This window comes from Pseudaquabacterium inlustre (genome assembly GCF_038066595.1).
Taxonomy (GTDB): domain Bacteria; phylum Pseudomonadota; class Gammaproteobacteria; order Burkholderiales; family Burkholderiaceae_C; genus Pseudaquabacterium; species Pseudaquabacterium inlustre.
In genome coordinates this window covers 670,091-681,246 of record NZ_JBBUTH010000007.1, presented here as the reverse complement: position 1 = coordinate 681,246, position 11,156 = coordinate 670,091, and the positions used below count along the sequence as shown (strand labels likewise).

General features: G+C 72.6%; 9 protein-coding genes. 5 read left to right on the top strand and 4 right to left on the bottom strand.

Features of this window, described 5'->3' with window-relative positions; genetic code table 11:
• Positions 1 to 439: 439 nt before the first annotated feature.
• A complete protein-coding gene (locus AACH10_RS14595; RefSeq protein ID WP_341411160.1) occupies positions 440 to 1,252 on the top strand; it encodes a YdcF family protein in 813 nt (270 codons plus the stop codon).
• Between the two features lie 15 nt (positions 1,253 to 1,267).
• Here the strand turns inward: AACH10_RS14595 and AACH10_RS14590 are convergent, their stop codons facing one another.
• The 3 genes from AACH10_RS14590 to AACH10_RS14580 all read right to left on the bottom strand — a co-directional run bounded on the left by AACH10_RS14590 (position 1,268) and on the right by AACH10_RS14580 (position 4,817).
• Entirely contained in the window at positions 1,268 to 2,446 is a 1,179-nt protein-coding gene (locus AACH10_RS14590; protein WP_341411159.1) for an ABC transporter substrate-binding protein, read from the bottom strand.
• 98 nt (positions 2,447 to 2,544) lie between these two features.
• Entirely contained in the window at positions 2,545 to 3,708 is a 1,164-nt protein-coding gene (locus AACH10_RS14585) for an ATP-binding protein (protein ID WP_341411158.1), read from the bottom strand.
• A 59-nt stretch (positions 3,709 to 3,767) separates the two neighbouring features.
• A complete protein-coding gene (locus AACH10_RS14580; protein ID WP_341411157.1) occupies positions 3,768 to 4,817 on the bottom strand; it encodes an asparaginase in 1,050 nt (349 codons plus the stop codon).
• Positions 4,818 to 4,835: 18 nt separating this feature from the next.
• Here AACH10_RS14580 and AACH10_RS14575 point away from each other — a divergent pair, with 18 nt between their 5' ends.
• The 3 genes from AACH10_RS14575 (at position 4,836) to AACH10_RS14565 (ending at position 8,215) form a co-directional block, all read left to right on the top strand.
• Positions 4,836 to 5,084 carry a hypothetical protein gene (locus AACH10_RS14575; protein ID WP_341411156.1) on the top strand — a complete coding sequence of 83 codons (249 nt, stop codon included), beginning with the start codon at positions 4,836 to 4,838 and terminating at the stop codon, positions 5,082 to 5,084.
• 29 nt (positions 5,085 to 5,113) lie between these two features.
• Complete coding sequence (locus AACH10_RS14570) at positions 5,114 to 5,944, top strand: DUF429 domain-containing protein (protein WP_341411155.1); 831 nt, start codon at positions 5,114 to 5,116, stop codon at positions 5,942 to 5,944.
• 102 nt (positions 5,945 to 6,046) lie between these two features.
• Positions 6,047 to 8,215, top strand: coding sequence for a putative bifunctional diguanylate cyclase/phosphodiesterase (locus tag AACH10_RS14565; protein ID WP_341411154.1), 2,169 nt, complete (start codon positions 6,047 to 6,049; stop codon positions 8,213 to 8,215).
• 48 nt (positions 8,216 to 8,263) lie between these two features.
• Here the strand turns inward: AACH10_RS14565 and AACH10_RS14560 are convergent, their stop codons facing one another.
• Entirely contained in the window at positions 8,264 to 10,060 is a 1,797-nt protein-coding gene (locus tag AACH10_RS14560; protein WP_341411153.1) for an acyclic terpene utilization AtuA family protein, read from the bottom strand.
• A 249-nt stretch (positions 10,061 to 10,309) separates the two neighbouring features.
• Between AACH10_RS14560 and AACH10_RS14555 the strand changes: the two genes are divergently transcribed.
• Positions 10,310 to 11,149, top strand: a complete 840-nt coding sequence (locus tag AACH10_RS14555) for a hypothetical protein (RefSeq protein WP_341411152.1) — start codon at positions 10,310 to 10,312, stop codon at positions 11,147 to 11,149.
• The last annotated feature ends 7 nt before the right edge of the window (positions 11,150 to 11,156 follow it).

The following is an 11,156-nucleotide window of genomic DNA, read 5'->3' as shown; positions in this document are numbered from 1 at the left end:
GGCCGATGAGGCATTCAGGGGGCGCCTCTGGCGGCCTGGCAGGGGCCCCGATGCAGTGAGGAAATCGGCCCAGGGCCAATTCAGCAACCCGCCTCACACACAGAAATTCGGACACCCCCACCCGTGGCCACTCAACGGCCCGGCGCAGTAGTCGCCAATTCCTGCAGGCATCTCGCCGCCCTTCCGTGTGTGTCAGCGCCAGGCGGTGCCCGCTGCAGCAACGCAACTCAACGCCAGACCACTTTTGTTACACCAAGCCTAACCCGGCCGATTCACGGCTGTCCACCGCAACCCGCGGGATGGTCGGATGTTCGGCCCGCACCGTGCGCAAGGTTTCAGTTGGCGCACCAAGGCCATCCGTCACCGCCAGTCTCAAAGCAACCGAAACCGCCCCACGGTTAGCATCCCCGCACCCCATCCGCCCCTGCAGTCCCAACCCGTGTCTCTCAACGATCTGCTTGCCTCCTTCGGCCTTGGCTCCGTCAAGGGTGTGCTGGGCGCCGTACTGCTGCCGCCGGCCTCGCCCTTGCTGCTGGCCGTCTTTGGCTGGCTGATGCACCGGCGCTGGCCGCGGATGGGGCCCTTGATCTGGGTGGGCGGGCTGCTCGGCATGTGGCTGCTGTGCCTGCCAGCGGTGGGGCTGGGGCTGGCGGCCTGGCTCACCACGCCGCCGCCGCCGCTCACTGATGCGCAGGTGGCCGCGCTGCAGCGCGCGCCGCGAACGGCCGTGCTGGTGCTGGGGGCGGGCCGGCGTGAGCTGGCGCCTGAGTACGGCACGGTGGATCTGAAGCCCTACACCGCCGAGCGCCTGCGCTATGGCGCCTGGCTGGCGCGGCGCACCGGCCTGCCGCTGGGCTTCAGCGGCGGCGTGGCGCCGGGCGAGAACCCGGGCGCCACCGAGGCCGAGGCCGCGGCCCTGGTGGCGCAGCGTGATTTCGGCCTGAAGCTGCGCTGGCGCGAAAACCGCTCACGCGATACCGACGAAAACGCGCGCTACAGCGTGGCCATGCTGGCGGCCGATGGCATCACGCAGATCGTGCTGGTCACGCATGACATGCACCAGCGCCGCGCGCTGGCGGCCTTTGCGCGCGCCATGCAGCGCCAGGGCGTGCAGATGCGCCTGGTGCCCGCGCCCATGGCGGTGCCGCCGGGCGGGCCGCTGGCGGCGGGTGATTTCTGGCCTTCGGTGGCGGGCCTGCAGCGCAGCCTGTTTGCGCTGCATGAATGGCTGGGGCGGCTGGCCGGCGCCTGAGCGCCGCGCGCCTGATCAGTAGGTGATCGGCGGCGTGATGGCCACGAACTTGCCGCCCTTGACCTGCAGCATGTAGGCCGAGCGCGAGGCCAGCCGGTCGTTGGCGCCGTAGGTCACCGGCACCATCGGCAGCGTGGTGGTCCAGTCCTTCACCTTCTCCAGGCCGGCCACCATGCTGTCCACGGTGAGGGCCTTGCCGGCCAGGCGTGCGCCCTCGGCGAACAGCATCATCGACACGTAGCCGAAGATCATGCCGTCCTCGGGCTCCTTGGCGTACTTCTTCCGGAAGCGCTCGAGCAGCGCCGTGATGGCCGGCGTGGGCTCCATCGCGCTGAGCAGCAGCGCCGGGCTGGTGGCGTAGAAGCCCTCCATGGCGTCGCCGCCCAGCTTCACCACCGACGAGTTGGCCGAGGCCTGGTTGCCCAGCATGTCCACGTTCCAGCCCTGGCGGCGGGCCTCCTGCATGGCGCCCGCGGTCTCGCGGATCACCGTGCCCAGCACCACGATGTCGCAGCCGGCGGCCTTGAGCTTGCCGATCTGGCTGGCGAAGTTGATGTCGCCGCGCTTGTAGCTGGTGCGCTCCACCAGCGCCAGGTTGTGCACCTTCAGCTGCTCTTCGGTGGCGCGCAGCACCTGCAGGCCGGTTTCGTCGTCCTGGTACAGGATGCCGAACTTGCGCTTGCCCAGCTTGTCGAAGGCGTACTTCACGCCGGCGCGCACCTGCTCGCCATAGGGCACGGCCAGGCCGAACTTGATGCGGTGGTAGGGCGTGTAGGTGAAGTCGGCCGGCGTGCCGGCGAACAGCAGCGGCACGTTGGCATCGAGCGCGATGTTCATCGAGGCCATGGTGGTGGCCGAGCCCAGCGTGGCCACCAGTGCGAACACCTTGTCGCGCTGCACCAGCTTCTGCGTGGCCAGCACGGCCTTCTTGGGGTCGAAGCCGTTGTCCTCCACCTGCAGCCGGATCTTGCGGCCATGCACGCCGCCGGCGGCGTTGATGTCGTCCACCGCCAGCTGCATGCCGTCGCGCAGGTGCGAGCCCAGGGCCTGGATCGGCCCGGTCAGGTCCTGGTGCGTGCCCAGCAGGATCTCGCTGTCGGTGACGCCCTGCGTGGGGCCACCCTGGGCCAGCGCCAGCGGGCTCACGCCCAGGGCCGCGGCGGCGGCCAGCCATTCACGTCGTTGCATCGCCATCGTCTGTCTCCACGTGCCTCGCTGCGGGCATCGATGGCGGCAAGTAGACGATTGGCAGGCGGCGGGCGTCTTGTGTGCAGTGGCTGATGGTGGCGCACTCAGGGGCCGATGCCGGGCAGTCCGACCACCTCCACGCCTTCACGCGTGAAGTGATCGGCGCCGCCGTAGACCACCATGCGGCGGGCCACCTGAGCACCCAGCAAGGCCGACAGCTTGTGCATGGGCTGCGCAAGGCCGCCGTGGTAGGTCTGACCCGACTTGATCTCCACCAGGCCGATCTCGCCAGGTGCCAGGCCGTCCTCCACCAGCAGGTCGACCTCCAGGCCCTGGCTGTCGCGGTAGAAGTGCAAGCGCGGCGTGCGTCCCTGGTTCAGCGCATGCTTGATGAACTCCATCACCACCAGGTTCTCGAACAGCGCACCGCGCAGCGGGTGGGTGGCCAGCTGTGCAGCATCGGTGAGGCCGATCAGCCAGGCGGCCAGGCCCCCATCGCAGAAGTAAAGTTTGGGCGCCTTGATCAGCCGCTTGCCCAGGTTGGCATGCCAGGGTGGCAGCAGCCGCACGATGTAGCTGGCCTCCAGCAGGCTCATCCAGGCCTTGGCCGTGGGTGCCGACACACCCACATCGGCAGCGAGGCTGTGCAGGTTGAGCAGTTGGCCCACGCGCCCTGCGGCCAGGCGCACGAAGCGGCGGAATACATCCAGGTTGCGCAGCTCGGCCAGTTGGCGCAGGTCGCGCTCGACATAGGTGGCGAAGTAGTCGGCCAGCGCCACCGTGGGATCCAGCCCTTGCGCATGGATGCGCGGGTAGCCGCCTCGCAGCATCAGTTCGGCGCTGCCCAGGCACAGACCGGCGGCTTGCAGTTCATTCACCGACATCGGCAGCAGGTGCAGCAGCGCGGTGCGGCCGGCCAGGGACTGGGTGATGGCCTGCATCAGCTCGAAGTTGTGGCAGCCGGTCAGCACGAACTGACCAGCGCGGGCGTGCTCGTCCACCCTCACCTGCAGCCATGACAGCAGGGCCGGCACGCGCTGCACCTCGTCGATGATGGCGCCGTCGGGGTATTGCGCCAGGAAACCCTGCGGATCAGCCTGGGCGAACTCGCGCGTGTCGGGGCGCTCGAGGTTGGCGTAGGGCTTGTGCGCGAAGGCCGCGCGGCACACCGTGGTCTTGCCGGCCTGGCGTGGGCCGGTGACCGTGACCACCGGGTACTGTGCCGCCCGTTCCTGCAGCACCGGTTTGATGGCGCGCGGATAGGACATTGGTTTGTGCAAATCGAAAGTTGAACTTTATTTTTGCACAGGGCAGGCTGACCGGTCGATCAGGCCAGCAGGGATCGCAGCGTGTCCGATGCGCGTAGCCGGCCCACCTCGGTGCCGGCCCAGTTGCGCTGCGGTGCATCGGCCAGTGCGGCGATGAAGGCGCGTTCGTCGTCGTCCAGTTGCACCAGGCGCTCGATCACGGCGGCCATCACCACCTCGGCGGCGCGGGCGGTGTTGCCGTCGTCGAGCTTGATGGCCACGCCCAGGCCCTGCCCGGGCAGGGCCGCGCAGTACACGCCCTCGGCGCCCACCTTGCAGAACACGCGCTCGCCCAGGCGCTGCATCACGCGGGTGTCGAAGCGGCCCGTGCCGGCCACGTGGAAGGGCGAGGCAGCCACCGCCTGGCGCAGGCGCTGCGCCGCACGCGCATGCTCGGCCGAGAGGCCCTGGCCGCTGGCCACGCGGGCGAAGGCCAGCGCCAGCGCGCGCAGCGGCACGCCGAAGGTGGGGATGCCGCAGCCGTCGGTGCCCATCGGGGCCTGGCCCAGGTCCACCCCGGTGGTGGCGGCCAGCGCGGCCGTCACCTCGCGCATCACCGGGTGGTCGGGGCGCAGGTAGCCGCGGGTGAACTCGGCGGGCTCGCGGCCGGCGGCCCGCGCCATCAGGCAGCCCACGCACACAAAGCCGGCATGCTTGCCCGAGCAGTTGTTGTGCAGCGCGCTGGCGGCGTTGCCGCTGCGCGCCAGAGCCCTCAGCACGGCCTCGTCGCGCGGCCAGTGGGTGCCGCATTCCAGTGCCTGCATGTCCACGCCGGCCTTGGCCAGCACGCCGGCGGCGGTGGCCACATGGGCCGGCTCGCCGCTGTGCGAGGCGCAGGCCAGCGCCAGCTCGGCGTCGGTGAGGCCGAAGGCCTCGGCCGCGCCGCTGGCCACCAGCGGCAGCGCCTGCAGCACCTTGCAGGCCGAGCGCGGAAACACCGGGCGGTCGATGTCGCCGGCGCTGCGCCACACCGCGCCGCCAGCATCGACGATGGCCAGCGCACCGCGGTGGAAGGATTCGAGCGCAGGGCCGCGCAGCAGGTGCACGAGGTCGGGGTGGGTGGTCGTCACGGCGGGTAGGGGAGGGCGGTGGAGGGCCACTGTAGCGCCAGCGTGGTGGATTACCTGGGCAACCTGCTGCGCCCGCCGGTGCTGGGGCTGCGCGCGTTGGTCGATCGGGCCAGCTTCGTCGCCGAGGGCCGGCGCAACTGCCGCGCGGTGCTGCTGATGGGCGCGGTGACGCCGCTGGCTGATGTGCCGGTGCTGCACGCCGCCCAACTGGCGCCGCTGTCGCATGTGGCGCCGGCGCGCGAGGTGTCGATGCTGCTGTTGCTGTGAGGCAGTCAGCCGCCGGGGACAATCGGTCGATGACGACCGCCCCCGCGACGCTGATCGGCGTCGACTTCTCCAGCGCACCCAGCCGCGCCAAGCCCATCGTGCTGGCCAGCGGCAGCCTGCATGGGCGCGTGCTGCGGCTCGACGGCGTGCAGCGCTTTGCCACGCTGGCGGCCTTTGCCGACTGGCTGCGCCAGCCCGGCCCCTGGTTGGGCGGCTTCGACCTGCCCTTCGGCCTGCCGCGCGAGCTGGTGCAGCACCTGGGCTGGCCCACCGACTGGGCGGCGTGCATGGACCACTACGCCGCCCAGCCCCGGCCGGCGCTGCGCGACACCTTCGCCGCCTTCTGCGATGCACGCCCGGCGGGCCAGAAGTTCGCCCACCGCGCCTGCGACGGCCCGGCCGGCAGCAGCCCCAGCATGAAGTGGGTGAACCCGCCGGTGGCCTGGATGCTGCACGCCGGCCTGCCGCTGCTGCGCGCGGCGGGCGTGGGCCTGCCGGCGCACCAGCCGCCGGCCGAGCTGCAGGGCACGGACCGCCTGGCGCTGGAGGCCTACCCCGGCCTGCTGGCGCGCGAGCTGATCGGTGCGCGCAGCTACAAGAGCGACACCGCCGCCAAGCAGACGCCCGATCGCCTGATCGCCCGCAAGGACCTGCTGGAGGCGCTGGAGCAGGGCCGCAGCCGCCTGGGCCTGCGCCTGAAGCTCAGCGCCGCGCAGCGCGACGCGCTGGCCGACGACGCCCGCGGCGACACGCTGGACGCCGCGCTGTGCCTGGTGCAGGCGGCCTGGGCCGCCACCCGGCCCGGCTGGGGCCTGCCGCCCGGCATCGACCCGCTGGAAGGCTGGATCGTCAGCGCCTGAACCGGGCTGTCCTCCGCACAAACCCGCACCGGGCCTCAAGTGCCCACGTGAAGCGGCCGACATACGACGGATGCACCGGAATCCCCGGCGTCTGCCGTCGAGATGAGCCTTCCAGAAGTCAACGCCACCGCCGACCCCGTTCCCACGGCCACGGCCACGGCCGCTGCCGTCGTTCACCGCCTGCTGCTGGTGGACGATGACCGCCTGCTGCGCGGCATGGCCTCGCGCACGCTGCGCCATGCCGGCTTCGAGGTGTGCGAGGTGGATTCGGGCGAGCAGGCGCTGGCCCTGGTGTGCGGCACCGATGCCGAGCCGGTGGACCTGGTGCTGCTGGACGTGATGATGGACGGCATCGACGGCTTCGAGACCTGCCGCCGGCTGCGCGCCCAGGCCGCCACGGCCGCCGTGCCGGTGCTGATGCTCACCGGGCTGAACGACACCGAGTCGATCGAGCAGTCGTACCAGGCCGGCGCCACCGACTTCATCACCAAGCCCATCCACTGGGGCCTGCTGGCCCACCGCGTGCGCTACGCGCTGCGCGCCAGCGCCGCCCGCGCCGCGCTGGAGCACAGCCGCGAGAGCCTGGTGCGCGCGCAGCGCCTGGCCCACATGGGCAGCTGGCAGCTCAATGCCCAGGGCCAGCTGGCCTGCACGCCGGAGCTGGGCCTGCTGTATGCCGCACCGGCCGATGCCGCCCACTGCGCCACCGCCGAGGCCATGCTGGCGCGCGTGCTGGAGGCCGACCGCGAGCGCGTGGCCGGCGCCCGCGCCGCCGCGCTGGACGACGGCACGCCCTACCACCTGAGCTTCATGATCGAGCGCTTCGACGGCCAGCGCCGCACGGTGGTGGAGCACGCCGCGCCGCTGCTGGATGCGCATGGCCGCATCCACGGCGTCGAGGGCATCACGCAGGACATCACCGAGCGCGCCGAGGCCGAGCGCGAGGTGCGCCGCCTGGCGCTGTACGACCCGCTCACCGGCCTGCCCAACCGGCAGTTCTTCCTGGAACTGGCCGGCTCGGCGCTGGAGCGAGCGCGGCGCGCTGGCGCAGTGTGCGCCGTGCTGCACCTGGACATCGACCAGTTCAAGACCGTCAACGACGCGCTGGGCCGCGCCGGCGGCGACCGCGTGCTGCGCACCGTGGCCGAGCGCCTGCAGACCCGCACCCGCGCCGGCGACCTCACCTCGGTGGGGGCCCAGGCCAGCGAGATGGTGGCGCGCATCGGGCCCAACGGCTTCACGCTGATGCTGGTGGACATCGGCCACGACGGCAACGCCGGCAGCGCCGCCGAGCGCTTGATTCACGAGGTGGAGCGCCCCATCCTGCTGGGCGAGCGCGACGTGGTGCTGACCACCGGCGTGGGCATCGCGGTGTTCCCGCGCGACGGCACCACCGCGTCCGAACTGGCCGCCCATGCCGAGCAGGCCCTGTATGCCGCCAAGCGCGCCGGCCGCTCGCAGCACCGTTTCTTCGACGAGGGACTGAACGCGGTGGCGCGCGAGCGCCTGGCCCGCGAGACGGCGCTGCGCCACGCCATCGAGGGCGGCCAGCTGTGCCTGCACTTCCAGCCCAAGGTGGATGCGCGCGACGGCCGCATCGTGGGCGCCGAGGCGCTGGTGCGCTGGCAGCACCCCGAGCGCGGGCTGGTGATGCCCGGCGAGTTCATCCCGCTGGCCGAGGAAACCGGCCTGATCGCGCCGCTGACCGACTGGGTGCTGGACGCCGCCTGCCGCGCCGTGGCCAGCTGGCCGGTCGCCGTGCCGGTGAGCGTGAACGTGGCCAGCACCGCCTTCATGGCCGACGGCCTGCTGGAGAAGCTGGATGCGGTGGTGCAGCGCCACGGCATCGCGCCGCAGCGCCTGATGGTGGAGGTGACCGAGTCGATGCTGATGGCCGGCGCCGATGCCGCCATCGCGCGGCTGGAGGCGCTGCGCGCGGCCGGCTTCAAGCTCTCGCTCGACGACTTCGGCACCGGCTTCTCGTCGCTCAGCTACGTCAAGCGTTTCCCGATCGACGAGCTGAAGATCGACCGCGCCTTCGTGCAGGACGTCGACCGCGGCGGCAAGGACATGGCGCTGGTGGCCTCGATCATCACGCTGGCCCGCCTGCTGGACCTGCAGGTGGTGGCCGAGGGCGTGGAGACCGCCGCGCAGGCCGAGCACCTGGGTCGCCTGGGCTGCCACATCCACCAGGGCTGGCGCTATGCGCGGCCGCTGCCGCGCGACCGCGTGCTGCCGCTGCTGCAGGCCGGGGTCATCCAGCCGGGCTGACCGCATGCAGGCGGGCCGGGGCGCCGCGCTGGCTGGCCGTGCGGGAACTTACAGCGTGGCCACCAGCGACTGCGGCACCGCCACCGGCAGGTCCAGCAGCATCTGGCCCATGCCCTTGCCCAGCGGGTCCATGCGCGTGCTGGCCGGGCCGCCGCCATCCAGCGCCTCGTGCATCAGGATGTTCATCGCGTGCAGGCCCGGCAGGTGGAAGCGTTCCACCGGCCCCCGCACCAGGTGCGCGAAGTAGCGGGCCACCACCTCGGGCGTGACACGCGCCCACAGCAGCGGCAGCCACTCGGGCCGGCGCGCGATCAGGCCGATGTTGGCGATGTTGCCCTTGTCGCCGCTGCGCGCCCAGGCCAGCTTCACCAGCGGCACCAGCACCTGCGGCTCGTCGGGCTCGGCCCAGGCCGCGGGGTCGGGCAGGGCCGGGGCCGGGCTGGCCTGGCCGCCGGCCGGGATCTCGACCGCCAGCACCTGATCGCCGATGCGCACCTGCACCGGCACGCGGGCCTTGTCGAGCAGGAAGGCAAAGGGCTTGATGTGCGGCGACGGCGAGGGCCGGCCGGCGCCTGGCCCGGTGGTGCCGGGCGACCAGCTGGTGCCCGAGGGCGCGATCTCGCGCGCGAAGATCTCCAGCGCCGCCTTCATCGGGTGGTCGGCCACCACGCGCATCCAGGCCTCGCGCACGCCCTGGGTGCGGGCGTGCGGGCCGTACAGGGTTTCGTCGCCCAGCACGGTGACGGCGGTGCGGGTGTAGTCGGGCAGGCCCAGGCCCTTCAGGATGCCGCGCGTGCGCTCGAGGATGGCCTCGCCGGTGCGCCGCGCCTTGGCCGCGGCGTCGATGCCCACGATCACCATCGTGCCGGCGCAGCGCCAGCCGGTCATCTGCGTGGCCGACACCTTGTACTGCCCGCCCGGCGCGCGGCCGCGGGCGCCGCTGACGCGCACATGCTCGGCATCCAGCTGCTCGATCCTCACCTCGCGGAAGTCGCAGCACACGTCGGGCAGGCGGTAGGCGCCGGGGTCGCCGATCTCGTAGAGCAGCTGTTCGGCGATGGCCGCGCGCAGGATGGCGCCGCCGGTGCCGGCCGGCTTGGTGACGTCGAAGCTGCCGTCGGCGCGGCAGTGGATGATGGGGTAGCCGATGTGGGCCCAGTCGGGCACGGCCTGCCAGTCGGTGTGCAGGCCGCCGGTGGCCTGGCAGCCGCACTCGATGATGTGGCCGGCCAGGCTGCCGCCGGCCAGCGCGTCGTAGTCCTCGGCAGACCAGCCGAACTCATGGATCAGCGGGCCCAGTGTGACGGCACTGTCCACGCCCCGGCCGGTGATCACGATGTCGGCGCCGGCGGCCAGCGCGCGGGCCACCGGCAGTGCGCCCAGGTAGGCGTTGGCCGACAGCACCTTCTCGGGCAGCGGCTCGGCGCTGAACATGTCGGTGGTGCCGGCCTCGCGCAGTGCGGGCATCTGGGCCGACACGTCGTCGCCTTCCACCACCGCGATTTTCGGCGCCAGGCCCAGGCTGTCGGCCAGGGCCTGCAGCGCCGCGGCGCAGCCCTGCGGGTGGATGCCACCGGCATTGGCCACCACCTTGATGCCGCGCTTCATCACCTCGGGCAGCACGGCCTTCATCGCGATGTCGACGAAGTCGGTGGCGTAGCCCATCTCGGGCTTGCGTGCGCGCACCGCGGCCAGGATGGCCATGGTGGTCTCGGCCAGGTAGTCGAACACCAGGTAATCGATGCCGCCGCTGTTCACCAGCTGCGGCGCGCCCACCATGCTGTCGCCCCAGAAGCCCGAGGCACCGCCGATGCGGACGATCTTGGTGTCGGACGGGGAGGGCATGGCGTGGGGCTCCTGCGGTGAATGCTCGAGCTGCGAAAGGTAGCCGTTGCCTTTCTGCATGGCTTGCGCCGAGTGGCTGATGGGGCGCCCCTGCTGGGTTCTGGTTGGTATTTGCGCGGGGTGCGCTCAGCCACTGGCCGCAAGACGGCGCACCGGCCCGGTCGCGACCATGGGCTCACCATGGTGGCCCGTGCATCCTCCGGCATCCCCAGCGGCCCCGGACGGCGGGCGGCTGCGGCGCACCGTGGCATGGCCTCGGCACCGCTGGCCTGCCTGGTGAGCGGCCTGACGGCCGACGACGACGAGGACGCCGCCGCGCTGGCCGTGCTGGCGGCGCTGCGCGCCCACCTGGCGCCGCTGGGCGGCACGGTGGCGGCCATGACCCCACTGACCCGCGACGGCCAGCCCCGCCCCGGCGGCGGCTGGCACAGCCCGCGCGTGGCGCGGCTCACGGCGGCGGCCTCGTTCGCGGTGCCGCAGCATGCGGCCTGCCCCTTCGTGCTGCCGGCCGGCGCACCGCGCGAGGGCCTGGGCGCGGCCGCGGTGGCGGCCACGGCCGACGGCCCCGGCCTGCGCGCCCAGCCGGTGCGCGAGGCCTTCCAGGTGCTGGCCACCTGGGCCGATGCGGTGGTGATGGCGGGCATCGGCGGCTGGCTGACACCGCCGGTGGCACCGGGAGCGCCGGCCACCGGCCCGCTGCTGGCCAGCATGTGCCAGCGCCTGCACCTGCCGCTGCTGCTGTGCTCGCGCCTGGACGCCGAGGCCCCCGAGCGCGCCCGCCGCGCGATGAAGCTGGCCGGCCTGCGCCCGGTGGCCTGGCTGGCCATGCGCAGCGCCCAGCAGACCGTGGCGGACGACGATGCCCGCGTGGCGCAGCTGCAGGCGGCCTTTCACGCCCCGTGCGTCGGGCGCCTGGGCCCGCGCGATCCGGCCGCCGCCCTGCCGCTGGCCGACGGCGCACCGCAGCAGGCCATCGACATCCCCGCGCTGCTGGCCTGCCTGCCGGGCCGCACGGTGGCGGCGCCGGCCGCGGCCACTGCAGGGCCCAGCCAGATCACGCAAGACGGTCCGCCGCGCGCCGGCCGATGATGAGCCG